Annotated in this window: 22 protein-coding genes, 1 tRNA gene and 1 riboswitch; of the genes, 13 read left to right on the forward strand and 10 right to left on the reverse strand. The window is 55.3% G+C overall.

Annotation, left to right across the window (positions count from 1 at the left end; genetic code table 11):
* Positions 1 to 75: 75 nt before the first annotated feature.
* Positions 76 to 1242, reverse strand: a complete 1167-nt coding sequence (locus PYL13_RS08480; RefSeq protein WP_275641010.1) for an FAD-dependent monooxygenase — start codon at positions 1240 to 1242, stop codon at positions 76 to 78.
* Between the two features lie 31 nt (positions 1243 to 1273).
* Positions 1274 to 1522, reverse strand: a complete 249-nt coding sequence (locus PYL13_RS08485; protein WP_192487726.1) for a zinc-finger domain-containing protein — start codon at positions 1520 to 1522, stop codon at positions 1274 to 1276.
* A gap of 153 nt (positions 1523 to 1675) precedes the next feature.
* Here PYL13_RS08485 and PYL13_RS08490 point away from each other — a divergent pair, with 153 nt between their 5' ends.
* The 3 genes from PYL13_RS08490 to PYL13_RS08500 all read left to right on the forward strand — a co-directional run bounded on the left by PYL13_RS08490 (position 1676) and on the right by PYL13_RS08500 (position 3832).
* Positions 1676 to 2464, forward strand: a complete 789-nt coding sequence (locus tag PYL13_RS08490) for an alpha/beta fold hydrolase (RefSeq protein WP_275641011.1) — start codon at positions 1676 to 1678, stop codon at positions 2462 to 2464.
* A 209-nt stretch (positions 2465 to 2673) separates the two neighbouring features.
* On the forward strand, positions 2674 to 3498 hold the full coding sequence (gene cysE, locus PYL13_RS08495) for a serine O-acetyltransferase (RefSeq protein WP_250982662.1): 825 nt from the start codon (positions 2674 to 2676) through the stop codon (positions 3496 to 3498).
* Between the two features lie 130 nt (positions 3499 to 3628).
* Positions 3629 to 3832 (forward strand): DUF3126 family protein, encoded by a 204-nt coding sequence (locus PYL13_RS08500; protein WP_192487729.1) that lies wholly within the window; start codon positions 3629 to 3631, stop codon positions 3830 to 3832.
* A 94-nt stretch (positions 3833 to 3926) separates the two neighbouring features.
* On the opposite strand, the gene PYL13_RS08505 is transcribed toward PYL13_RS08500, so the two are convergent.
* Complete coding sequence (locus PYL13_RS08505) at positions 3927 to 4799, reverse strand: ATP-binding protein (protein WP_259144954.1); 873 nt, start codon at positions 4797 to 4799, stop codon at positions 3927 to 3929.
* 207 nt (positions 4800 to 5006) lie between these two features.
* On the opposite strand from PYL13_RS08505, the gene yajC reads away from it, so the two are divergent.
* The 5 genes from yajC (at position 5007) to PYL13_RS08530 (ending at position 9823) form a co-directional block, all read left to right on the forward strand.
* A complete protein-coding gene (yajC, locus tag PYL13_RS08510) occupies positions 5007 to 5354 on the forward strand; it encodes a preprotein translocase subunit YajC (RefSeq protein WP_192487731.1) in 348 nt (115 codons plus the stop codon).
* Positions 5355 to 5412: 58 nt separating this feature from the next.
* Positions 5413 to 7965 (forward strand): protein translocase subunit SecDF, encoded by a 2553-nt coding sequence (gene secDF, locus PYL13_RS08515; protein ID WP_250982660.1) that lies wholly within the window; start codon positions 5413 to 5415, stop codon positions 7963 to 7965.
* A gap of 10 nt (positions 7966 to 7975) precedes the next feature.
* Positions 7976 to 8365, forward strand: coding sequence for an Mth938-like domain-containing protein (locus PYL13_RS08520; protein ID WP_192487733.1), 390 nt, complete (start codon positions 7976 to 7978; stop codon positions 8363 to 8365).
* A gap of 71 nt (positions 8366 to 8436) precedes the next feature.
* A complete protein-coding gene (locus PYL13_RS08525) occupies positions 8437 to 9246 on the forward strand; it encodes a phytoene/squalene synthase family protein (protein WP_275641390.1) in 810 nt (269 codons plus the stop codon).
* Positions 9247 to 9328: 82 nt separating this feature from the next.
* Complete coding sequence (locus tag PYL13_RS08530) at positions 9329 to 9823, forward strand: hypothetical protein (protein ID WP_246787657.1); 495 nt, start codon at positions 9329 to 9331, stop codon at positions 9821 to 9823.
* A 21-nt stretch (positions 9824 to 9844) separates the two neighbouring features.
* Here the strand turns inward: PYL13_RS08530 and trmFO are convergent, their stop codons facing one another.
* The 3 genes from trmFO to PYL13_RS08545 form a co-directional block, all read right to left on the reverse strand.
* Positions 9845 to 11296, reverse strand: coding sequence for a methylenetetrahydrofolate--tRNA-(uracil(54)-C(5))-methyltransferase (FADH(2)-oxidizing) TrmFO (trmFO, locus tag PYL13_RS08535; protein WP_275641012.1), 1452 nt, complete (start codon positions 11294 to 11296; stop codon positions 9845 to 9847).
* A gap of 279 nt (positions 11297 to 11575) precedes the next feature.
* A complete protein-coding gene (locus tag PYL13_RS08540) occupies positions 11576 to 11719 on the reverse strand; it encodes a DUF1127 domain-containing protein (RefSeq protein WP_192487735.1) in 144 nt (47 codons plus the stop codon).
* 306 nt (positions 11720 to 12025) lie between these two features.
* Positions 12026 to 12172, reverse strand: coding sequence for a DUF1127 domain-containing protein (locus PYL13_RS08545; protein ID WP_192487896.1), 147 nt, complete (start codon positions 12170 to 12172; stop codon positions 12026 to 12028).
* Between the two features lie 781 nt (positions 12173 to 12953).
* On the opposite strand from PYL13_RS08545, the gene PYL13_RS08550 reads away from it, so the two are divergent.
* The 3 genes from PYL13_RS08550 to PYL13_RS08560 all read left to right on the forward strand — a co-directional run bounded on the left by PYL13_RS08550 (position 12954) and on the right by PYL13_RS08560 (position 15756).
* Positions 12954 to 13038, forward strand: a tRNA-Leu gene (locus tag PYL13_RS08550).
* A gap of 189 nt (positions 13039 to 13227) precedes the next feature.
* Complete coding sequence (gene tig, locus PYL13_RS08555) at positions 13228 to 14649, forward strand: trigger factor (protein ID WP_192487736.1); 1422 nt, start codon at positions 13228 to 13230, stop codon at positions 14647 to 14649.
* Between the two features lie 474 nt (positions 14650 to 15123).
* Positions 15124 to 15756, forward strand: coding sequence for a hypothetical protein (locus tag PYL13_RS08560; protein ID WP_441296660.1), 633 nt, complete (start codon positions 15124 to 15126; stop codon positions 15754 to 15756).
* Between the two features lie 20 nt (positions 15757 to 15776).
* Here PYL13_RS08560 and sthA read toward each other — a convergent pair whose 3' ends face one another.
* The 3 genes from sthA to PYL13_RS08575 form a co-directional block, all read right to left on the reverse strand.
* A complete protein-coding gene (gene sthA, locus PYL13_RS08565; RefSeq protein WP_250982656.1) occupies positions 15777 to 17183 on the reverse strand; it encodes a Si-specific NAD(P)(+) transhydrogenase in 1407 nt (468 codons plus the stop codon).
* A gap of 292 nt (positions 17184 to 17475) precedes the next feature.
* On the reverse strand, positions 17476 to 18012 hold the full coding sequence (locus tag PYL13_RS08570; RefSeq protein WP_250982655.1) for a DUF1003 domain-containing protein: 537 nt from the start codon (positions 18010 to 18012) through the stop codon (positions 17476 to 17478).
* Positions 18013 to 18078: 66 nt separating this feature from the next.
* Positions 18079 to 20046, reverse strand: coding sequence for an LTA synthase family protein (locus tag PYL13_RS08575; protein WP_441296633.1), 1968 nt, complete (start codon positions 20044 to 20046; stop codon positions 18079 to 18081).
* Positions 20047 to 20244: 198 nt separating this feature from the next.
* Between PYL13_RS08575 and PYL13_RS08580 the strand changes: the two genes are divergently transcribed.
* Positions 20245 to 21924, forward strand: coding sequence for an NAD+ synthase (locus PYL13_RS08580; protein WP_259144947.1), 1680 nt, complete (start codon positions 20245 to 20247; stop codon positions 21922 to 21924).
* Positions 21925 to 22061: 137 nt separating this feature from the next.
* Here PYL13_RS08580 and PYL13_RS08585 read toward each other — a convergent pair whose 3' ends face one another.
* The gene (locus tag PYL13_RS08585; RefSeq protein ID WP_275641014.1) at positions 22062 to 22439 is read right to left on the reverse strand and encodes a glyoxalase superfamily protein; all 378 of its coding nucleotides are present in this window, start codon (positions 22437 to 22439) and stop codon (positions 22062 to 22064) included.
* A gap of 182 nt (positions 22440 to 22621) precedes the next feature.
* Between PYL13_RS08585 and PYL13_RS08590 the strand changes: the two genes are divergently transcribed.
* Positions 22622 to 23452 carry a TolB family protein gene (locus PYL13_RS08590; protein WP_275641015.1) on the forward strand — a complete coding sequence of 277 codons (831 nt, stop codon included), beginning with the start codon at positions 22622 to 22624 and terminating at the stop codon, positions 23450 to 23452.
* A 40-nt stretch (positions 23453 to 23492) separates the two neighbouring features.
* Positions 23493 to 23677: riboswitch (cobalamin riboswitch) on the forward strand.
* Positions 23678 to 23686: the final 9 nt, after the last annotated feature.

Genomic DNA, 23686 nt, shown 5'->3' on the forward strand with positions numbered 1-23686 from the left:
GCCGCTATCACTGGTGGCGCTTTTTTATTCTGAGGGCCGCAGCAATACACCAGAGGCAACGCCCCGCCGCCTCAATCACCCCTTGGCGTGGTAGCCATAGAGCCAGTCGAGGTCTGCCGCAAAAGATTGCGCGGGACGGACGGCAAACAGCAGGTCACGTCCCACTTTGAACGGGCCGCTGGCATGGTAGGCAAACCGGTTCATCTGCGCGCGCTTGCGTGCCTTGTTGATGCGCGGCACACGCAGGCTTTCAAACGCCGCCAATCCCTGAGGCAGCGTTGCCGCTGACATCACCTGACCGGCAAGTTCAAAGGCATCCTCTATGGCCATCGCTGCGCCCTGCGCCGCAAATGGCATCATCGCATGGGCGGAATCACCAATCAGCACGGTGTTCTGGCCATTGTGCCAGCAACCTTCGCTCAACTGATAGAGAGGCCAGAAATTGCCGTTCTCGGTCTTGGTCAGCAATTCACGAATGGACGGGTGCCAGTCGCGGAACTGTTCAAAAAGCATTTCTTTCTGGTGACCGGTTGATTCTGCCTTCCATGTCTGGCCCGGATCGGCACCGATCGAAATCGCCACCACGTTGAAGGCGGAAACCTCTTTTAGCGGATAGGCGACAATGTGCCCCTTGGGACCGAGGAACGCCTTGACCGACTGCTTTTGCAGGAATGACGGCGCGACATCGTCATGGATTGTAAACCGCCATGCCACATTGCCCGAAAAGCTGGGTGAGGGGCTTTCTGGCACGGAGTAGCGGGCGCTCGACCAGACGCCATCTGCGCCGATGATCAGATCATGATCGGCAAACGTGATGGCGGAGATATCTGCCTTGCGCACGGTTTCAATGCGTTTGCCCAGATGCAGATGACAAAGCGGATTTTTCAAAACGGCACCCAGAAGCGCCTGCTGCAGGGTGGAGCGGTGCAGAACTCCGTAAGGTGCCCCCCAGCGCGCACGCGCCAACTGCCGCATGGGCAATGACATCAGTGTTTTCAGGCATTGGCCGGAGGTCAGGTCGATGGTTTCAGGTTCGATCCACAGCGGCTCGATATTGGCCAGCACATCCAGCTCGGACAAAATGCGAGACGCATTGGGGGATATTTGCAGTCCGGCGCCCACCTCCGTCAGGTGATGGGCCTGTTCGATGATATGCGAACTTACGCCGTGCCGGGCAAAAGAGAGAGCGGCGGTCAAACCGGCAATGCCGGCACCGACAATAGCGACAGATTTTACGGGCATAAATGCACCGATCAGAAAGAGAGGAAAGCGGTCAGGCTGCCTTCACATGAAAAACACAGCCCGGTGGATTTGTCTGCTCGGCCTTGAGCGTTGGGTTGTAACGGAAAAGGGTCGAGCAATAGGAACAGACCTTCTCGTTGTCATCGCCCATATCGATGAAAATATGCGGATGATCGAAAGGAACGGAAGCGCCCGTGCACATGAATTCCTTGACACCGATTTCGATCATCGGGTGACCGCCATCGTTCTGGAAGTGAGGAATAGTGTGATGACCGGCCATGCGGATCTCCAAATGCTTTATGTAGATTGAAACCTTGACTGCTTTGGCATGACATCTAGCGATAAATGAAGTCAACCTCCACAGAAATCGAAACATATCAGGGTTCAACCTTCAGGATTCATGACATAAGGTCGGCCAAAAAGGATGTCTTTGATGAATCTCAATACCCCCGATTTTTCTTTTTATCAGCGCGATGGCCTGAAGCTGGCCTATTTCGATGAGGGCGACCCGGCGGGCGAGCCGGTTCTGCTCATCCACGGCTTTGCATCGACAGCCAGTGTGAACTGGGTGCATCCCGGCTGGTTGAAGACATTGGGAACCGCCGGTTACCGGGTGATTGCGATTGATAATCGCGGCCACGGCCAAAGCGATAAACCGCATGATTCCGAGGCCTATTACCCGCCGATCATGGCGGAAGACGCCATTGGCCTGCTAAACCATCTCGGCATTTCCGAAGCGCATGTCATGGGGTACTCCATGGGCGCGCGTATCTCCGCCTTTCTCGCGCTGGCCCACCCGGAGCGCGTGCGCTCGCTGGTGTTTGGTGGCCTTGGCATCAATCTCTGTAATGGTGTTGGCGATTGGGACCCGATTGCCGAGGCGCTTCTGGCCCCTTCGCTTGACGGCATTACCCACGAGCGTGGCCGCATGTTCCGCATGTTTGCCGACCAGACCAAGAGCGATCGCCTTGCGCTCGCCGCCTGTATTGCCACCAATCGCATTCTGGTCAGCCGCGAAGATGCTGCCCGGATCGACATGCCCTGTCTGATAGCTGTGGGAACCAAGGATGATATTGCCGGTTCACCACAGGAACTGGCCGACATCATGCCCAATGCCACCGCACTCGACATTCCCGGTCGCGATCATATGCTGGCGGTGGGTGACAGGGTGTTCAAGGCGGCGGTGCTGGAGTTTTACGCCGGCCTTTCTAACAATGCCTGATTGGTCATGATCCTGATATTGTCCCGGGTTTATGGTCAGATGAAACGACTTTAAGGCGCCGTGATGCCGCTTGCCGGACGCGTCGCGCCTTAAAAGTAGAAATGTTATGCTGGAGACGCGTCGATGGCTTGATATGCCATTGCGCTCACCCATTTCTATCCGAAACATTTTTCGGTATAAGAAATGTTCTAAGGTAAAAGGAGACCATTATGGTCGTGCGCAATGAAGTTCGCCAACTTGAACAGGTGGCCGTTGTCGATCCCATTTGGGGTAGCCTTCTGAACGAAGCACGCAGTGCCGCTTCGCAGGATCCATTGCTGGCTGCATTTTTCTATTCGACAGTTCTCAACCATCCTTCGCTCGAAGCGTCCGTCATTTACCGCATATGTGAGCTCCTTGATCACCCTGACATGCAGGCTGTTTTGCTGCGCCAGACCTTTGATGAAATGTTGAAGGACTGGCCGGAGTGGGGCACCATTCTGCGCGTTGATATTCAGGCGGTTTATGACCGCGATCCGGCTTGCACGCGCTTCATGGAGCCGGTGCTATATTTCAAGGGTTTCCACGCCATCCAGACGCACCGTCTGGCCCACTGGCTGCTGAAGAAGGGCCGCAAGGATTTTGCGCTTTATCTGCAAAGCCGTGCCTCCGTGGTCTTCCAGACCGACATCAACCCGGCCGCACAAATTGGCCGTGGGATATTCCTTGACCATGCCACCGGTCTGGTGGTCGGTGAAACCGCCGTCATCGGTGATAATGTCTCCATTCTGCATGGTGTCACGCTGGGTGGTACCGGCAAGGAAGGCGCAGACCGCCACCCGAAAATCCGCAGCGGCGTGATGATCGGCGCTGGCGCAAAAATCCTCGGCAATATCGAAATTGGCAGCTGCTCACGCATTGCTGCCGGTTCTGTTGTGCTGAAGCCGGTGCCGCCAAAAAGCACCGTGGCAGGCGTGCCAGCCAGGGTGATAGGAGAGGCCGGGTGTACCGAGCCATCGCGTATAATGGACCAGGTCATCGGCGCGGATATCTGATCCGCGTGTCTGCCATCACAGGTGCAACTGACGTGCATTTTTGATGCGCAAGAACACTTTTTGCGGACTTTACTTTGACCTTTGTCCCATGCCACAAGCGGCGCAAAGCGAACTGCACAGGAGATAGAGTGTGAAAACCGAAGAGATCAAAAAGCTCGACGCTTATTTCAAGCGCACCTTCAATCCGGAGATGGCGGTCAAGGCCCGTCCTCGTAAGGATGACTCGGCTGAAGTCTATCTCGGCGAAGAGTTTCTGGGCGTTGTCTATGTCGACGATGAAGATGGCGATCTGTCCTATAACTTCTCGATGGCCATTCTCGACGTCGATCTCTGATTGAGATTTGCACCATCTGTTGGGTGCCCAATAAAAAACCTCCGGTCATGCCGGAGGTTTTTTCGTTTCGGGGTATGGCTGCTGCGAGATCGGATTATTTCGTGAGCGGTTTTCTCAACCGTCCGGCCAGATCCTGAATATATTGCCAGGCAACACGGCCGGAACGACCGCCACGGGTGGTTGCCCATTCCAGTGCTTCTGCCTTCAATGTGTCCTCGTCGATGCCAAGTTCGAAATGTTCGGCGTAGGAATTGATCATCGTCAGATAGTCTTCCTGACTGCACTTGTGGAAACCAAGCCAAAGGCCAAAACGGTCCGACAGCGACACCTTTTCCTCAACCGCTTCGCCCGGATTGATGGCCGTGGACTGCTCGTTTTCCATCATGTTGCGTGGCAACAGGTGGCGGCGGTTGGATGTGGCGTAGAACAGCACATTGTCCGGACGGCCCTCAATGCCACCATCCAGCGCTGCCTTCAGCGACTTGTAGGCGGTGTCGTCATGGTCAAAGGACAGGTCGTCACAGAACACGATGATGCGGTGATCCTGATCCTTCATCAGGCTCATCAGCGCGGGCAGGGTAGAAATGTCTTCCCTGTGCACCTCAACCAGCTTCAGGGAAACGCCGGTTGCGTTGCGCACATCTTCGTGAACAGCTTTGACCAGCGAGGACTTGCCCATGCCGCGCGCACCCCACAAAAGTACGTTGTTGGCGGGAAAACCTTCGGCAAAGCGCAGTGTATTTTCATGCAGAATGTCGCGCACATGGTCGACACCGCGTATCAGCTGCAAGGCAATGCGGTTGGGGCGCGGTACTGGCTGCAACGACTTGTTTTCTGCAGACCATACGAAACAGTCTGCCGCACTCCAGTCGTTCTTGGCGGGTGCTGGGCCCGCCAGCCGCTCGACAGCATCGGTAAGCCGGCGAATTTCGTTGAGGAGGAGAGCAGTCGTCTGATCTTGGGTCATTATAGGTCTCACGCTGTTTAATGCAGGCGTTTTAAGGGGATATTAAGGTTCGGTAGCATGGCGTTTCGATGCTCGAAAGGTTATGAGGTGCTGAATCGGTACGCAGCATGACCCATGTCTGTTGCATTCGTGGCGATCACAACTATATTCCGGCGGCTTGAAGCCGGGTGGGCGGAATTGTTTGCCCGTGAATATGAGGAGTTTTATATGTTAGTTACTGAAGCCTTTGCCCAGGATGGAGCTGCTGCTGCTACGGGGTTCGGTTCCGGCCTCGAAATGCTGTTCCTGTTCGCACCGCTGATGGTCGTCTGGTATTTCTTCCTCATCCGCCCGCAGCGCGCGCAGATGAAAAAGCGTCAGGAAACACTGACTGCTATTCGTCGTGGCGACCAGGTTGTTCTCGGTGGCGGCATCACCGGCAAGGTGACCAAGGTTATCGACGATGCTGAAATTGAAGTCGAAATCGCTGAAGGCGTGAAGATCCGTGCACTGCGCACCTACATCGCTGAAGTTCGGGTCAAGGGCGAGCCGGTTAAAACCGAAACCGCTTCCTGATTTTTGACGCAGAGGGAAGGCGATACCGCCTCCCGACACCAACCTGGTCGAGACCTCTATGCTTTATTTTTCCCGTTGGAAAACCGTTTTTATCTGGCTTTCAGTCGCGATAAGCGCGTTTATTGCTTCCTCTAACCTGTTTTCCGAAGAACAGCTGCAGGGCATGCCCTCATGGTATTCGCACAACAAGGTTACACTTGGTCTCGATTTGCAGGGTGGTTCTCACATCATGCTCAAGATCGAGCGTTCCGACATTGTCAAGGAACGTCTTGAGACGATTGTGGGGGATGTTCGCACGCAGCTGCGTGACAAGAACGTTCGTTATTCCGGCCTTTCCGGCACTGGCCAGATTGTTCAGGTACGCATCACCGATCCGGCGCAGATTGACGCCGCAAAGGAAGCCTTGCGTGACCTGACCTTGCCTGTGTCTGCCGGCACGCTGGTCGGTGGCTCCGTCACCGAAGTCAGCATGAGCGATGATGGCAACGGCCTGCTGCGCCTGAACCTGACGGATGACGGCATCAACTACCGTCTGTCGTCGGCTGTGTCGCAGTCGATCGAAGTGGTCCGTCGCCGCGTTGACGAACTGGGCACCACAGAGCCTCTGATCCAGCGTCAGGGCGATGACCGCATTATCGTTCAGGTTCCTGGTCTCCAGGATCCGCAGCGTTTGAAGTCGCTGCTCAACCAGACCGCCAAGCTCTCCTTCCACATGGTTGATACAACCATGCCAATCCAGGAAGCGATGAACGGCCGTCCGCCTGCAACATCGCAGGTCATGTATTCGAATGATGATCCGCCAGTTCCGTATCTCATTGAACGTCGTGCGCTTGTTTCGGGTGAAAACCTTGTCGATGCGCAGGCCAGCTTTAACCAGCAGAACAATGAGCCTGTCGTAACCTTCCGTTTTGACAGCCGTGGCGCACAGCGTTTCGCGCAGGCAACCCAGCAGAATGTTGGCCGTCCGTTTGCCATCGTGCTTGACGATCAGGTCATTTCCGCACCTGTGATCCGCGAACCGATCATCGGTGGCTCCGGCCAGATTTCGGGTAACTTCTCGGTACAGGGTGCCAACGATCTTGCCGTGCTGCTGCGCGCCGGTGCCTTGCCTGCAACGCTGACGGTTGTGGAAGAGCGTACCGTTGGTCCAAGCCTCGGTGCAGACTCCATCAATGCCGGTCTTTACGCCAGTGCCATCGGTGCCGTCGGCGTTCTGATCTTCATGGTGGTGTTCTACGGCTTCTTTGGTCTGCTCGCCAACATTGCTCTGATCGTCAACGTTGTCATGCTGCTGGCCCTTCTCAGTATCATCGGATCGACCCTAACCCTACCGGGTATAGCGGGTATCGTGTTGACCATCGGTATGGCGGTGGACTCCAACGTTCTGATCTATGAGCGAATAAGAGAAGAAGTCAGAAGCGGAAAACCGCTTATCCAGTCTCTCGACCAAGGCTTTACGCGCGCTTTCGCGACCATTATCGACGCCAACCTGACGACCCTGATTGTTGCTGGCGTTCTGTTCTACATGGGTACCGGCCCGGTTCGCGGCTTTGCCGTCACGCTCGGTATCGGTATCATCACCACCGTCTTCACCGCCTACACCCTGACCGCATGGATGTTTGGCGTGTGGGTCCGTCGTTCGCGTCCAAAACACCTGCCAAAGGGTGTGCGTACGGGCATCTTCGACGGACGTGACTATCCGTTCATGGCCATTCGTCGCTACATTTTCATGTTTACGACCGTTTTGCTCATCGTCTGCGTTGGCGGCTTCGTGACCAAGGGTCTGAACCTCGGCATCGACTTCCAGGGCGGCTCGATCATCGAAATCAAGGCCAAGCAGGGTGAGGCAGATCTCGCTGATATCCGTGACCGCCTGAACGAGCTTAACCTCGGTGAAATCCAGGCGCAGGGCTTCGGCTCGCCACAGGACGCTCTCATTCGTATCCAGGCGCAGGAAGGCGGCGAAAATGCCGAACAGTCTGCCATCACCCTGGTTCGTGGTGCGCTTGAGGACAATTACGACTTCCGTCGTGTTGAAGTGGTGGGACCTGCCGTCTCTGGCGACCTGACCTTCACCTCAACGATCGGTATCCTGATCGCCATGTTCGCAACCATGATCTATATCTGGGTGCGGTTCGAATGGCAGTTCGCGCTGGGCGCCATCATATCGATGGCCCACGACGTGATATTGACCATCGGCATGTTCGTGTACTTCGGGCTGGAATTCAACCTCACCAGTATCGCGGCGGTGTTGACCATCATGGGTTACTCACTGAACGATACGGTGGTTATCTATGACCGAATTCGCGAAAACCTCAGGCGTTATAAAAAGATGCCGCTGCCGGTGCTGATCGATGCGTCGCTGAACCAGACATTGTCCAGAACGATCCTGACCGGTCTGACTGTTCTTCTGGCACTGGCTTCGCTCTACCTGTTCGGTGGTGAGGTTATCCGCTCCTTCACCTTCGCCATGTTGTTCGGTGTTCTTATCGGTGTGTTCTCATCGGTTTACATTGCTGCACCGATCCTCATCCTCTTCAACCTTCGCCCAGATTCGAAGGCCGACGAGGAGAGCGATGGCAAGGCAACCGCCGTCACTGGCAAGGCCTAGGGGCTGAACCATGGCAGGTGGCATTGAAATACGCCCGGCCCATTTTCCCGGCCGGGCCCCGATAGATGCTTATGGCAATGGCGGTTTCCGCTTTGCCGAGATGTCACACCGCGGTTCGCTGCTGTGCCTGCCATCCGGCATCCACGGGTGGAATGCCACCGACCCGAAAAACCTGACGGTGGACCTGTTCGAAAAAGTTTTCGAGCAGGCCGCCGAAATCGAGTTCCTGCTTTTGGGAACCGGTGAGGGGATGCTGCTTCTGCCGAAAGAGCTGAGAGCAGCATTTCGTGAAGCCGGCATTTCCGTTGACAGCATGAGCACAGGCGCTGCCGTCAGAACCTATAATATCATGTTGTCCGAAGACCGGGCTGTCGCTGCCGCATTCATCGCGGTGGACTGACAACGAGACTGTCCGGCAATGGGGAGCATTCTGGCGTGAGCACTCAGGATACAGGCGCAATCTGCCTTAACATGTTGCGGGATCTCGACCGTGACAGATATCTGGCATGTCTGTTGTCGCCCGAAGACAAGCGCCCGGCACTGGCCGCCCTTTATGCCTTCAATGCCGAAATTGCCCGTATCCGTGATGCTGTAAGAGAGCCGCTGCCGGGCGAGGTGCGCATGCAGTGGTGGCGCGATCTCCTGGAAGGCAACGCGCATGGCGACAGCCAGGCAAACCCGGTTGCCGCCGGCCTTATGGACTGCGTGGAGAAATACCGCCTGCCGCGTCCAACGCTGATCAACCTGCTCGAAGCGCGTATCTTTGATCTCTACGACGACCCGTTTGAAGACCGCAATGCGCTTGAGGGATATGCCGGTGAAACGGCGTCCGCGATCATTCAGCTGGCAAGCCTCATTCTCGATCCGCAGGCCGCTGCTGGCAGTGCCGATGCTGCAGGCCATGCAGGTGTGGCGCAGGCCATGGCTGGCATGATGCTGCTGGCACCACTGCATCGCCGTCGCGGGCAGGTCTATATCCCCGTTGATATTCTCTCAGCCACCGGTCTTAACCGCGAGGCATTCCTTGCTGGTGAAGACAAGGACCGCATTACTGCGGCCATTGATATCTTCTGTGCAATTGCGCTTGATCATCTCGGCCATGCCCGCAAGACCAAAGTCGATGCGGCCTGTTTCCCCGCCTACCTGCCAATGGCCATGACCGAGACTGTATTGAAGAAGGCAAAGAAGGCTGGCGCCTCTCTCTTTGAGGATGACATTCAGCCGTCTCTGGTGCGTCGCCAATGGCTGATGACCAAATCTGTTTTCCTGAAGCGTTTTTGACAGACGGTAAAATTCGCACAAGCCTCGCAGTGTAGGAACATCTCGCTGCAGTCGGGCGTTTGTCCTGAAAAGGAGAAATAGAATGAATTTGATCGTCGGGGCCATACTTGGCGCTGTGCTTGTCGTTCTGGGGTACTACATCACCCGGATGCGTCGTGCCACGGATGATGACAACAGTCATGATACGGGCCAAGCGATCATTGATTTCTCGCGGGCATTCCCCACCGAAGCAATCAGAAGTCTGCACATGACGAAAAACGGCAAAGCTGTTTTCGTCCGACTTCATGACAACAAGGCCGGCTTCATGCGCAACATGGGTTCGCACTATGCCTGCATGCTGATTGCACCGGGTTCATTGCGCATTGAACATTTGCCGACAGGCGATGGTTTTGCCATCCAGTTTGCCGATGCTCCTAAGCATAGCGGCGAGTTCCGCTTCCCGTCGGCCAGTGAAGCGGCTGATGTTTCCTTGTGGCTGCTCGGCAGCTTTGTCGAAGAGGAAAAGAAACATCCGATTGAAGAGGATGCCGCACCGGCCATCAGGCACGACACGGCAGAACCTTCTCCATCCGTATAATTTAGCTGTTTTGAGACGTGGTTACTCTGCCGCGTCCACTTCCGGCGCTGGTGCAAACACCGGCGGTTCGACGCCCAGCCACTCGGCGCAGTCGCGCAGTGCTCTTGCGGCCATCAACTGACGCTTCATGATCGTCTTGTCCTTGCCTCTAAAGCGCTTGACGCCCTCAGGCTTGACGATCGAACCCGGTTCCAGTTCCGGGAAAAGGCCGAAATTGACATTCATTGGCTGGAATGAGCGCTTGCCCGGCTCATCGTCGGATGCCAGATGGCCGCCGGTGATATGGTTGAGCAGCGAACCAAGTGCCGTGGTTGCCGGTGGCAGGCTCGGGGTCTCGCCCTTGCGTTCCGCAGCAGTAAAGCGGCCAACCAGAAGACCGATTGAGGCGCTTTCCACATACCCTTCGCAGCCGGTGATCTGACCGGCAAAACGCAAGCCCGGACGGGATTTAAGCGTCAGAGACGGGTCGAGCAGGCGCGGGGAATCGATATACGTGTTGCGGTGCAGACCGCCCAGACGAGCAAACTCGGCATTCTCAAGGCCGGGGATCATGCGGAACACTTCCGCCTGCGCGCCATATTTCAGCTTGGTCTGGAAACCGACCATATTGTAGAGCGTGCCCAGCGCATTGTCCTGACGCAACTGCACAACGGCATAGGCCTTGACGGTCGGGTTGTGGGCATTGGTCAGGCCCATCGGTTTCATCGGGCCATGACGCAGGGTCTCGCGGCCGCGTTCAGCCATGATTTCAATTGGCAGGCAGCCATCGAAGTAAGGCGTGCCTTCCCATTCCTTGAAACCAACCGTGTCGCCAGCAATCAATGCATCGATGAAGGCATGGTACTGCTCTTCATTCATCGGGCAGTTGATATAGTCCTTGCCCGTGCCGCCGGGGCCCACCTTGTCGTAACGTGACTGGTACCAGCAGATATCCATGTTGATGCTGTCGCGGTGCACGATCGGTGCAATGGCGTCAAAGAAGGCAAGGGCGTCTTCGCCTGTTTCAGCCTGAATGGCAGCGGCCAGATCGGGCGAGGTCAGCGGACCGGTGGCAATGATCGCCAGATCCCATTCCTTCGGCGGCAGGCCACTAATTTCCTCGCGCACGATGGTGATCAGCGGATGCGCCTCAAGCTCCTTGGTGACCGCTTCGGCAAAGCCATCGCGGTCAACCGCCAGTGCGCCACCGGCCGGAACCTGATTCTTGTCAGCGCAGGACATGATGAGCGAGCCGGCCAGGCGCATTTCCGCATGGATGACGCCAACCGCATTGGCTGTCGCATCATCGGAACGGAAGGAATTTGAGCAAACCAGTTCTGCAAGGCTGTCACCCTTGTGAGCATCCGTGCCGCGCACGCCGCGCATCTCATGCAGGATAACAGGAACTCCGCTCTGGGCGATCTGCCAAGCAGCTTCCGAACCGGCAAGTCCGCCACCGATGACGTGAATGGGAGAATATTTGTTATCTTGCATCACATACTCACAAAACACCGCTCAAACATTGTCGCGGGTAAAGCCTTCATTGGGGGATTATTTGAAAAAGCTCCCAAGAGTTTTTGAGTATCGCATCTCTCTTTTGACAGTGCGCTTATCCAGCAACCTTGTTTGATGAGCATTTGCCCATTGCACTATCATGGGGAGGGCAGGCTTCCAATAGGAAGCACAAAAAGAAAACGGCGCCAGACGGCGCCGTATCCTTTAGGTTTTCCGTCAAGGGTCCGCTGGGGAGGTCATCCAGCGAGCGCGCTTTGATTAACGGAAAGAGCGTGCAGCAACGTTGCGAATGTCGTGGCGGGTAAGGCCAATGTCATTCAGTGCCTGGTTGGAAAGACCACCAAGTTCGTTAAGTGTACGACGGTAGCTGATCCAGTTTTTTGCAATGCGAATCGGGTTCATGGGTGTTTCCTCAAACTTTTGATCTTGTGACCGGGGCAGAGGTTTCTGCTCTCTCGGTGTTGAGGGTCTTATATATACAACTTGCTATGTTGTGGAGTGCATTAAATAGGCGACTGCCATGCAAATGTGCAGTGAGTTGGCTAATAAAGCGGCCGTGCCTGTTATTTAGGCTGTAATGTCTGCCTATTGGGCATGATGCAGACAAAAGAAAAAGGCCGCAAGCTTTTTCAAGCTTCGGCCTTTTTAGGTGCTATTCGACAGAACCTCTTGGGATGGTTTGCCGACTAGCGAAGTCAGTGGCTAGTATTAGTAGCCAACTGCTGTGCGTGCTACGCGGCGGATGTCGCCACGGCCAATGCCCAGGTCGTTCAGTTCGCGGTCGGTCATGCGAGCGAGTTCTGTAACGGTCTGTCTGTACTTGCGCCAGTTGTTAAGCGAACGAGTGATGTTCATGATCGTGATCCTCTTGATCTCTGTTGTGGTGCTCTGCAGTGTTTTTTGCTGCACCCGTTTTCTGAAGCTGAATATAGCGATTTCAGCGAAAACAAACAGAAACAAGAATAGATGACACCTATGCACCAAATGCACAGCTCGGGCGTATTGCGACCCGTTTTGGTGAAATAAAAAGCTTATTTTTGATGCAGAAGCGATTTGAAGCGGCATTTTGGGGTGATTTTCACCAGCGGTGCGCCGTGAATGCTTAGCAAAACGTAAATTTAAATCGATCTGGAAGCGCCGATACAGCTGTTTAATCAACTAATGGCGGGTACCGGGCAAACAGATGGCAGACATGTGTCGAGTGCATGCCTTTTGGGATGCGGCAGATATCCGCAATGCATCGTTGCGTATAGTACAGCCTGATGGCTTGAGTTGTGTAGTTTGCGAGGGTCTGGCTGCTTTGAGATGCGGGTAGGGGCGGCTGCGGGTGGTGGGACGTCTTTGTCTGTGTCGGCGTATATATAATGAGTCGCCACACGTCTTGTCATGCGAGGGCCAACAGGATGCTCCATGTGTCGCAATCTGCTGGAAATGTCCCTTAGCTGGCTTAAAAGATGTATGACCCTGCCGTGATCATTCTCTATTTATGCCGGGAATGGCGGGATATTGCAGATAGCTGCTGGATGACGACGAATAACTGTCATTTTTCCTTTGAACTCCTGAAAACGGATGATATAGAGACGCGCGCTCCGGAAGGCCTCATGTGCCAGATGTTGTTTATGCAGGATTCAAGAGCGCGGGTATGGCGGAATTGGTAGACGCACCAGATTTAGGTTCTGGCGACGAGAGTTGTGGGGGTTCGAGTCCCTCTACCCGCACCATCTGAATCGCTTAAGAAGAATGTGTGAAGCTTCTTGCTTCGCCGCTTCTTTGGCTCAAGCGCAGTTTTTGCTCGGCAAAAAGTTTGTGCATGAAGTATATATAGCCACGTCCGGTTTTAGTTTCCGGCGTCGTGCTCAAAGTAACCAACGGCTGTCTGAGCACTGCCGCCATGATGTGAAGGTACGAAAATGCAGGTTATCGAAACGCTCGCTGAAGGGCTGAAGCGCGAAATCAAAGTAGTTATTCCGGCTGACGACATGAAGTCTCGCCTCAATGAGCGTCTTGCTGACGCCAAGGACAAGGTCCGTCTGAACGGCTTCCGTCCGGGCAAGGTTCCTGCTGCACACCTGAAGAAGGTATACGGCAAGTCGATCATGGCTGAGCTGGTCAACGACCTGATCCGTCAGAAGCCTTCTGAAATCCTGACCGGCCGTGGTGAAAAGTCTGCAACGCAGCCTTCCATCGCGATGACCGAGGACGAAGCAGAAGCCGACAAGATCCTGAACGGCGAAGCTGATCTCGAATTCACACTGACCTACGAAGTCATTCCTGCCATTGAGCTGAAGTCCAACGACGGCATCAAGGTTACCCGCGAAGTTGTTGAAGTCTCTGAAGACGAAGTCAACGAGCAGATCCTCAAGGTTGCTGAGAGTGCCCGCTCTTACGAAACCAAGAAGGGCAAGGCTGCTGACGGCGACCGCGTGACCATGAACTACCTCGGCAAGGTCGACGGCGTTGCTTTTGACGGCGGCGCTGCTGAAGATGCTGAACTGGTTCTCGGTTCTGGCCGTTTCATTCCTGGCTTCGAAGACCAGCTCGTTGGCGTCAAGGCTGGCGACGAAAAGACCATCACCGTTACGTTCCCTGCTGATTACCCAGCTGCAAACCTTGCTGGCAAGGAAGCTGCCTTTGACATCACCGTCAAGGAAGTTGCTGCCGCTGCTGCTGTTGAAATCAACGACGAACTGGCTTCCAAGCTCGGCCTCGAATCGGCTGAAAAGCTGAAGGAAATCGTTCGTGGCCAGATCGAAAGCCAGTACAGCAACGTAACCCGCCAGAAGGTAAAGCGTCAGATCCTTGACCAGCTGGACGAAATGTACAAGTTCGACACACCAGCTGGCCTGGTTGATGCCGAGTTCGACAACATCTGGCGCCAGATCAACACCGATCTTGCACAGTCCGGCAAGACCTTTGCTGACGAAGACACCACGGAAGAAGAAGCACGCGAAGAATACCGCAAGCTTGCTGAGCGCCGCGTTCGTCTCGGCCTCGTTCTCTCCGAAATCGGCGAGAAGGCAAATGTTGAAGTGAGCGAAGAAGAAATGCAGCGCGCGCTGTTCCAGCAGCTGCAGCAGTTCCCTGGCCAGCAGAAGGAAATCCTTGATTTCTTCCGCAATACCCCAGGCGCTTCCGCTTCGCTGCGCGCTCCGATCTTCGAAGAGAAGGTTATCGACAAGCTGCTCGGCGAAATCTCGGTAACGGACAAGACCGTTTCCAAGGAAGAGCTGCTGGCTGACGATGCTGAAGAAGCATCTGAGACCAAGAAGAAGGCTCCGGCAAAGAAGAAGGCTGCTCCTAAGAAGAAGGCAGCTGAAGGCGACGCCGAGTAATCCTTTTCATCCATCGGATGACGAATTTAAAAAGGCCGTAGCACCCGCTGCGGCCTTTTTCTTTTGCCATAACAGGAAAATTGCCACTTTCACCTGTAATTTCGACTATTCGCAATTGCAAAAATATCACGCTGCATAGCAAACAAAAATGTGAACGCCTTTCACTCTTGTTCATCTCCCGTTCATCTGGCACCCTTGGGTCATCGTTATCGAGTCACGTCTGAGAGATGTGGGTGAGGGATGACGTACTGCCGATAGTCGGCAGTTGGCGAAGGTCTGCTGGTCGCAGCATGGCTTTTGCGTGTGGTGCCGGATGCGTTCCGCACTCAGTAGCGTCGATGTGAACCAGATATGGTTCGTTGTGGGTCGATGCCAATATTCAACGGGTTTTGCGTCATGGCACTGCGTGAAGACGCATGTCTGGCGCCCTGAGGTGATGAGGGCAGACTGATGTTTGCAAAAAGCAGCCAGCGTATGTTTCTGGCAATTGTCATGCTGGTTCTTTCTCCGTCCCTGTCATTGGCAGATGAGCGGGGATTGATCTGGAACCCGGTGAAAAACTCCGACCGGTCCTACACGACACGGATTGGTGCCAGGTTGCCGACCGACACGCCCATTCGTGGCGGGCTGGAAATGGGCGTGAACGCGTCCAAGGGTGGCGCGATCGTTGATTCCCCGGTGCGCCTGTGGGGCAATCTCACGCTGTTGTCAGAGAATCTGCCTGGTGTGTCGATGGCGCGTGATATCGGCGTGTTGATGAATGCGCTGACCGGTTCGGGCAGCGTTACCATGACATCCTCGCAAAAGCGCATCGTCACGCCAGAGTTGGACGTTGAAACCAACAGGAACTTTACTGTGCGGTATGATGGTTCTGCCCGCCAATGGGGTGGAGTGAATGTGTCGCAATCGCTGCGATTGACGCGTTCGGAAACCGGGACCAGCTTCGTGCTGACCGGCAACAGCAAGGATACGTTTTCTGAATTCAGTTCGGATGTGGCGCTTGAGCAGCGTCTGGGTGACAATATCACCGTAACCGGAACGCTGAGGCAGGGTTATGAAGATCACTTCCGCCCGGCCATCAGCGCCCGTTACAAAATCAGTTGGTAGTGACGTAAGGCGAGAGCGTCTTACGTTTCTTTTTTCAGTTCGCCCATACGGTTCCATGCGTCGAGGCCAGCAATCTTGTAGGCTTCGGCAAGGGTAGGGTAGTTGAAGGTATTTTCGACGAAATATTCGACTGTGCCTTTGAGGTTGAGAACCGCCTGGCCGATATGCACCAGCTCGGTTGCACCTTCACCGACAATATGAACGCCAAGCAGGCGGCGTGTCTTCAGCGAGAAGATCATTTTCAACAGGCCGGTATCGAGACCCATGATATGGCCGCGCGATGTTTCGCGGAAATGCGCAATGCCGCATTCATAGGGAATGCCACGTTCTGTGACTTCCTCTTCGGTCAGGCCGCAGGTGGAAATTTCTGGAACGGCGTAGATGCCGTAAGGGAAAAACTGCGGTGGTTCGCTGGTCGGTGCACCAACCGCGTGGCGCGCGGCAATACGACCCTGTTCCATTGAGGTTGATGCGAGGCTTGGGAAACCGATCACGTCACCGGCCGCATAGATGTTAGGAACCGAGGTCTGGAATGTCTCAGGGTCCACCTTCAGGCGGCCGCGACTGTCAGCCTCAAGGCCGCACGCGGCAAGGTTCAACGTGTCCGTTGCGCCAACACGACCCGCAGCAAACAGCACGGTTTCCGCCTGCAGAACACGGCCGCTGCCCAGTGTGACCTTGCACTTGCCGTTTTCTTCGCGCTCGATCTTTTCCGCCTTCTGGCCGAAGATCAGCTTCATGTTGCGGTCGCGCAACTGGTAGGCGAAGTCTTCGACAATTTCCTTGTCGATGAATTCAAGCATGGTGTCACGCGGTTCAACCACGGTTACCTGGGTGTCGAGCGCGCTGAAGATCGTGGCATATTCAATGCCGATAACGCCGGCACCAATCACGATCATCGAGCGGGGCAATTCCTTGATTTCAAGGATTTCGTCGCTGTCGAGAATGGCATCATGGTCAAAGGGCACATGTGGCGGACGGTAGGGCCGAGTGCCGATGGCCAGCAGAATAGAGGTGCCAGTGACTTTCTGCACTTCGCCATCACTTTTCACGACCTCAAGCGTGTTGGCATCAATGAAGGTTGCCATGCCGCGCAGATGCTGCACACGGTTTCTGGCAAACTGATGCTCCAGGACTTCGACTTCATGGTCGAGTGTGATGAGAAGACGGCGGCGAAGATCTTCGGCGTTGATTTCCTGTTTGACACGGTATGAGCGGCCGTAAAAACCGCGCTCACGCCAGCCTGTCAGGTTCAAGGCTGTCTCACGAAGCGTCTTGGAAGGAATGGTGCCAGTGTGCACCGAAACGCCGCCAACGCGTGAACCTTTTTCGATAACCAGAACTTTCTTTTCCAGTTTTGCTGCCTGAATGGCGGCGCGACGTCCTGCCGGGCCACTACCGACAACGATGAGATCGTATTGATTCATGCAAAGCCTCGAAACGATGAACTTCTAAAGATAACGGTATTCCCGTTTAATGAATGGCTTCCGGTGGAGATGTCATGATGCCATCCGCGTCAGGCGATAAACCGAATCCGCCTGCCATTGCTGCGCCAACAGTGCACTGCAACAATTGCCTGCGTCAATCTGTAGCGTACGAGTCTGACGGATTCGTAACTGAATGGCTGCTTTGTGAAAATAAATATCGTGGCGTTACAAACCGCTAGGGAGACGGACGGCGTCATCCTGAGACACTTGCGAACTGCCCGCTTACGCTCACTTACGGTTTCTGCAGGTTTGAAAGCTGTTCACGAATGCCCGCCATGTCTTCACGCAATGCTGCCAGTTCCGCTAGCACCTTCATGTCGATCTTCTGGTGCAGGGCAAACACTTCCAGCTCCGCCTTCAGGTTGACCTCATAATCCTTGGCCGCTTCAAACCGGTCACGGGTCGTCTGGCGGTTTTGCGACATCATGATGATCGGTGCCTGAATGGCCGCCAGCATCGACAGGATGAGATTGAGGAACACGAAGGGGTAGGGGTCAAAGGCATCCGAGGTCAATACGATGACGTTGATCACAGCCCAGGCAATCAGGAAGGCTAGAAATGTGAGGATGAAGCCCCATGATCCGCCCACTCGAGCGATCGAGTCGGCCAGACGTTCCCCGAAGGATGTTTCGGCTGAGAAGGCCGCATTGGTGTCCGTACTGACAAATTCCCGGTTTTTCGCGATTTCGAGAACACGCTTCTCGACATCTCCAATGTCTTTTTTGGAGCTTTTGAAACGCGAAACAATGGCTTCATGAATATGGGACACAGTATCTCTCCGTCATGGGAACCTGCTGGAGGCTGACGAAGAGATAAGCGTTTGCCGGGTGTTCGTTCAACTGCTTTCGGCAGATGTCCGCGTTTCGCCCCAGCTATCTGCATTGTTCAGCCAGTCAAAGCCGGGGAAGAAACGCGATTTGCCGTATTTCTCGCCAAACATCATGTCGTATTGCAACAGACGGTAGTCCCTGATGATGTCGGGTATCGACTGGGAGGAAATCGACCAGTCGGCAATACCGTTATCCTTGGCATCCACCAGCATGTGACGGTCCACAACCGGGTATTGATTCTGCACACGGCCAAGCATGCCGGTGTAGAAAGGATCATCCATGCCGGCAGTTTTCAGCACGTGGTACGGCAACATGGCAGGGCTGATCGAGCCGATGTTTTTGCGTGTACCTGACTTGGACGACCACACTACCAGAGGTGTTTCATGTTCGCGCTTCATCACCTCAAGAGGTGCACGGCGTGTCGCCACCATGCCCGGCATATAACCGCTTTCGACATAGACCTGACCCATCGGTGGCAGGTGATCGCCAAAAGTCACGATGATGGTTTCGCGGTTGCGTTTCTTGGCCCAGTCGATCAGGCGCGCAATGCTCTTGTCGGACTCGTTCACGCCCTGCGCATACGTCGCCAGCGCGTCTTCGGCACCGGGCGAAAGGTTGCCCTTGCCATCAACGCGAATGGAATTGTTGGCGTAACGGTTAGCCTCATAGGGGCCATGGCCCTGCAGCGTCACCGCAAACAGGAACAGCGGGTTCTGCGCGTTATCGGCCGTGCTCATGATCTGCTCGAACAGCGCCTCGTCAGAGGCGAAGATGCCGCGCTTTTCCATGGCCGGCATGTTTTCTTCCGAGCGGAACTCTTCAAAGCCAAACGACTTATAGACCTCCTTGCGGTTCCAGAACCATTCCTGGAACGGGTGCATGGCAATGGCCGAATAACCCTCAGCGCGGAAGAAGGTCGCCAGCGAAGGAACAGGCCCACGTATATATTGCTGGTATGGAATGCTGCCATAGGGCAGGAAGGCGTTGGAGAAGCCGGTCAGCGCTTCAAATTCCACATTGGCCGTCATGCCGCCAAATTCCGGCGAAAACACATTGCCGGACTGGGTGGCGCGAATGGTCGGCATCGGGTCTGGCGTCAGCGAGACGTTGGAGAGCTTGCGCGGGTCCCACAGCGACTCGTTCATGATGACTATAACGTCAGGCCTTTTGCTGTTGTTGATGGCAAAGGCCGAACCGTCGGCATAGATATCGGCAATATTGTCAGCATTATAGGTGTCTGGTGCCGAGACATTGGCCATCGGAATGTTGAAGGTAAAGGCCATGACAAAACCGTTATGGCGATAGTTTTCCTTCTGGTCCCACATCATCGGAATAATGTTCAGGCGATCGCGGATCCAGGAATATTGCGAATATTCCATCAGGGAACCGAGACCGGCCAGAACCGGAACGGCAAGCGCCAGGCGCCACAGACGGCCGGTGAGTGGCAGCGCAGGCGACGCCTTGTAGATGAAGCGGGCTGCAAAAACGATGGCAACAATGGCAATGGCCAGACCGGCAAACACACCGACCGCTGCCAGCGGCCGTGCCTGCAACATGGCGGGCAGCAACTGGAAAATCTGCCGGCCAAACAGCATGTCGGACGGGTAGAGCGGGTCAGACAGATAAAACTGCTTCTGGCTGGAAATGAGGGCCGGGATGAGCAGTGCCGGTACCGCAATGATAAACGACTGGTAGTGACGGCCAAACAGCGCATCGAGTGCAATCATCGCCAAAAAGACCGCAGCAACCGTGGTCATGCCGGGGCGGGCAGTCGAGGTCAAAAATGTGCCGACATCGGTCAGCGTGCCGCGGGCAATCCATTCCAGGAGAACAACCAGAAGCAGCGCGCCCAGCAGCGTATTCACCACGAAAACCGCTTCGCCCAGCAGCATTGTTATGCGCTTGATACTTCTTGTTGAAAGGGCAAAAGCAGCCCTCTCGGTTTCCTCGATCTCGGGAACCGATTTACTCAATGTCGTCACTCCGGCAGTATGGTCACAGAATCATGAAAAGATCTGTCGTCAATGTGTCATGTAACTGTCACATAAGTTTCATGAACGCGACATGAACTGTTGAAAATGCACAGTGTTTCGGGATGAAATTTACGTGACCGCGCCTGTGCTTCTCATCACTGATTGCGGAGTAAGACGCCACACGTTAAATGGTTATGTATGAGCGACTTACACACCACACCGAATACTCTTCGAATTGCTATCGGGCAGTTCAATCCAACGGTTGGCGACGTGGCGGGCAACCTCGCCAAGGCGCGTGAGGCAAGGGCAGATGCGGCCAGCCAGGGTGCTGACCTTCTGCTTCTGACCGAGCTGTTTATTTCAGGTTATCCGCCGGAAGATCTGGTCTTGAAGCCGGCGTTTCTCAACGCCTGCCTGAAGGCGGTTGAAGATCTGGCGGCAGACACCGCCGATGGCGGTCCCGGCGTCATTGTCGGTTTCCCAAGACAGGGTGAACTTGGCCGCCACAACTCGGTCGCCGTGCTGGACGGCGGCAAGATCTTGATGCTGCGCGACAAGATCGACCTGCCGAACTACGGCGAGTTTGACGAAAAGCGCGTGTTCGTGGCCGGTGAAATGCCCGGTCCCGTCAATTTCCGTGGTGTCAGGCTCGGTATCCCGATTTGCGAAGAAATCTGGAACGACATGGGCGTGTGCGAAACGCTGGCTGAAACCGGTGCCGAATTGCTGCTGGTGCCCAACGGTTCGCCCTACTATCGCGGCAAGGTGGAAGTGCGCCATCAGGTGGCACTACGTCAGGTTATCGAAACCAATCTGCCGCTGATTTTTGCAAACCAGCTTGGTGGGCAGGACGAACTGGTATTCGACGGCGCAAGTTTTGCACTGAATGCCGACAAGAGTCTGGCATTTCAGATGAGCCAGTTTGAGGCGACACTTGCGGTCACGGACTGGAAGCGCACTGAGAACGGCTGGCACTGCCACAGCGGCCCGATGTCGAAAATCCCCGAGGGCGAGGAAGCGGATTACCGCGCCTGCCTGTTGGGCTTCCGCGACTACGTCAACAAGAACGGCTTCAAGAGCGTCGTGCTTGGCCTGTCGGGTGGTATCGATTCCGCCATTTGCGCAGCCATCGCAGTCGATGCGCTGGGGGAAGAGCGTGTTCGCTGCATCATGCTGCCATACCGCTATACCTCGGATGAATCGCTGAAAGACGCTGCCGATTGCGCCAAGGCGCTGGGCTGCCGTTACGACATCGTGCCGATTGTCGAACCGGTGGAAGGTTTCCTGTCGTCGCTTGCCGAACTGTTTGAAGGTACCGAAGAGGGCATTACCGAAGAAAACCTGCAAAGCCGTACCCGTGGCACCATCCTGATGGCGGTGTCCAACAAGTTTGGCTCTATGGTGGTGACGACCGGCAACAAGTCCGAGATGTCGGTGGGTTACGCCACGCTCTACGGCGACATGAATGGCGGCTTCAACCCGATCAAGGATCTCTATAAGATGCAGGTCTACGCCATTTCGAAATGGCGTAACGAACATGTGCCGCCAACCGCGCTTGGTCCGTCCGGTGAGGTCATACCGGCGAACATCCTGTCCAAGGCGCCATCGGCCGAACTGCGTCCAAACCAGACCGACCAGGATTCGTTGCCGCCTTATCCGGTGCTGGATGATATTCTGGAATGCCTGGTGGAGCAGGAAATGTCGGTGGATGACATTGTGGCGCGCGGCCATGACGTCACGACCGTACATCGCATCGAGCATCTGCTTTATCTTGCGGAATACAAACGCCGCCAGTCTGCACCGGGTGTGAAGATCACCAAAAAGAACTTCGGGCGTGATCGCCGTTACCCGATCACCAACCGGTTCAGAGACCGGTAGAGATAAGAACGGCGCGGATCAAACCGCGCCGTTTTTGTATGCTGTGTTGCCGTGTATGGCTGCAACACGACTCTCGTCGTCTCTATGCTTGTCACGGAGATCCAGCGGAGCGCGTCGGCGCGACACCATTCCCGTACCTAAATCACCTGGCCGACATCGATGCGGTTGCCATCCGGGTCTTCAAACACAAAGGCGCGCAGGCCGTAATCCTTGTCTTGCAGACCTTTGATGATGCGTAGGCCATGTTGTTTGCACAGCCTATGCAGGGCATCGACGTCACTCACCATCATATGGGTCACGTTGAAGGGGGCTGCCTTGTGTGACGGTTGCAGGGTCAGATGCAGCTCGGCATTGCCCTGTTTCAGGATCATGAAACCGACGGGATTGCCGTTTTCAAAGACCTTGGTGAAGCCGAGAACACCGACATAGAAGTCATGAGCCTTTTGAATGTCCTTGACGGGAAGCATGGCGGCAATCCGGCCAAAACGGATGCCTTGATCGGCGATGGAATTCATCGCGGAACCTCGAACCTGGGAGAAACGGGGCAGGGTAAACGGACGGTGCCGAAACGCTGCTGTTCTCCTTATTTGAATTTGCAGGACGGTGCCTGCGGCAATAGGATCATTATGTAAAGGTGTCGAGCGAGGCAAATGAAATGTCGGCTCACTGCTGTTGATGAGCAACCCCGGGAGGATGCGTGCGCAGTTCCATTGAAATCTACAACATCCGCACCCGTCAGATGCGTGTGGTCTGGCAGACCGAGGCGCTGTTTGAAGCGCCCAACTGGTCGCCGGATGGTCAATATCTGCTGCTCAATGCCGATGGGCTGATCTATAGCCTGTCGCTTTCGGGTGATCCGACACCGCTCAAGGTGGACACCGGTTTTGCGACCCTGTGCAATAACGACCACGGCATTTCGCCTGACGGTTCGCTTTATGCCATTTCCGACAAGGTGGAGTTTGGCAAGAGCGCAATCTACCTGCTGCCGTCGTCCGGCGGCACGCCAAGGCTGATGACACACAATTTGCCATCCTATTGGCATGGCTGGTCACCGGATGGAAAATCATTCACTTACTGCGGCATTCGCGATCAGGTTTTTGATATATATTCCATGGACATAGAGAACGAAGTTGAATCACGTCTTACGCATGGTGAGGGCCGTAATGACGGGCCGGATTACTCCGCCGATGGCCAGTGGATCTATTTCAATTCCAGCCGCACCGGGCTGATGCAGATATGGCGTGTGAAGACTGATGGCTCATCCGTCGAGCGCGTAACCGACAGTAATTTTGGAGACTGGTTTCCACATCCGTCGCCATCAGGCGACAAGGTGGTGTTCGTGTCCTACGACGCCGATGTCTTTGACCATCCCCGTGACCTCGATGTGCGGGTGCGGTTGATGGATACCGATGGCGGCAATGTCGAGACGCTGTTTGAACTGTTTGGCGGGCAGGGCACCATGAACTCGCCCAACTGGTCTCCTGATGGCGATGAGTTCGCCTATGTCAGGTATTTCCCGGCGACCTGACGCAACACGCACGCGTGCTTGCATTTGCGCGATGTAGCGGACATAAGCACTGCCGTCAGGTGCCTGCACGACGTGCGGGAGAATCGGGAATCCGGTGCAAGACCGGAGCGTGCCCAACGCTGTAAGGCGGACATCTGCTGCACCAATCGCCACTGGATGTTCCGGGAAGGCGGCAGCGGAAGGACGATGCCAAGCCAGAAGACCGGCCCGACATCATAGACCAGCCCGTATGGA

This window comes from Agrobacterium sp. Azo12 (assembly GCF_029193765.2).
Lineage (GTDB): Bacteria > Pseudomonadota > Alphaproteobacteria > Rhizobiales > Rhizobiaceae > Agrobacterium.

Coding starts and splice junctions, on each gene's coding strand:
- PYL13_RS08525 (WP_275641390.1), top strand. CDS start 8,437: ATGTTGCGGGATCTCGACCGTGACAGATATCTGGCATGTCTGTTGTCG.
- PYL13_RS08490 (WP_275641011.1), top strand. CDS start 1,676: ATGAATCTCAATACCCCCGATTTTTCTTTTTATCAGCGCGATGGCCTG.
- tig (WP_192487736.1), top strand. CDS start 13,228: ATGCAGGTTATCGAAACGCTCGCTGAAGGGCTGAAGCGCGAAATCAAA.
- PYL13_RS08540 (WP_192487735.1), bottom strand. CDS start 11,719: ATGAACCCGATTCGCATTGCAAAAAACTGGATCAGCTACCGTCGTACA.
- PYL13_RS08545 (WP_192487896.1), bottom strand. CDS start 12,172: ATGAACATCACTCGTTCGCTTAACAACTGGCGCAAGTACAGACAGACC.
- PYL13_RS08480 (WP_275641010.1), bottom strand. CDS start 1,242: ATGCCCGTAAAATCTGTCGCTATTGTCGGTGCCGGCATTGCCGGTTTG.
- trmFO (WP_275641012.1), bottom strand. CDS start 11,296: ATGCAAGATAACAAATATTCTCCCATTCACGTCATCGGTGGCGGACTT.
- PYL13_RS08530 (WP_246787657.1), top strand. CDS start 9,329: ATGAATTTGATCGTCGGGGCCATACTTGGCGCTGTGCTTGTCGTTCTG.
- yajC (WP_192487731.1), top strand. CDS start 5,007: ATGTTAGTTACTGAAGCCTTTGCCCAGGATGGAGCTGCTGCTGCTACG.
- PYL13_RS08520 (WP_192487733.1), top strand. CDS start 7,976: ATGGCAGGTGGCATTGAAATACGCCCGGCCCATTTTCCCGGCCGGGCC.
- cysE (WP_250982662.1), top strand. CDS start 2,674: ATGGTCGTGCGCAATGAAGTTCGCCAACTTGAACAGGTGGCCGTTGTC.
- PYL13_RS08485 (WP_192487726.1), bottom strand. CDS start 1,522: ATGGCCGGTCATCACACTATTCCTCACTTCCAGAACGATGGCGGTCAC.
- PYL13_RS08585 (WP_275641014.1), bottom strand. CDS start 22,439: ATGAATTCCATCGCCGATCAAGGCATCCGTTTTGGCCGGATTGCCGCC.
- sthA (WP_250982656.1), bottom strand. CDS start 17,183: ATGAATCAATACGATCTCATCGTTGTCGGTAGTGGCCCGGCAGGACGT.
- PYL13_RS08505 (WP_259144954.1), bottom strand. CDS start 4,799: ATGACCCAAGATCAGACGACTGCTCTCCTCCTCAACGAAATTCGCCGG.
- secDF (WP_250982660.1), top strand. CDS start 5,413: ATGCTTTATTTTTCCCGTTGGAAAACCGTTTTTATCTGGCTTTCAGTC.
- PYL13_RS08560 (WP_441296660.1), top strand. CDS start 15,124: ATGTTTCTGGCAATTGTCATGCTGGTTCTTTCTCCGTCCCTGTCATTG.
- PYL13_RS08580 (WP_259144947.1), top strand. CDS start 20,245: ATGAGCGACTTACACACCACACCGAATACTCTTCGAATTGCTATCGGG.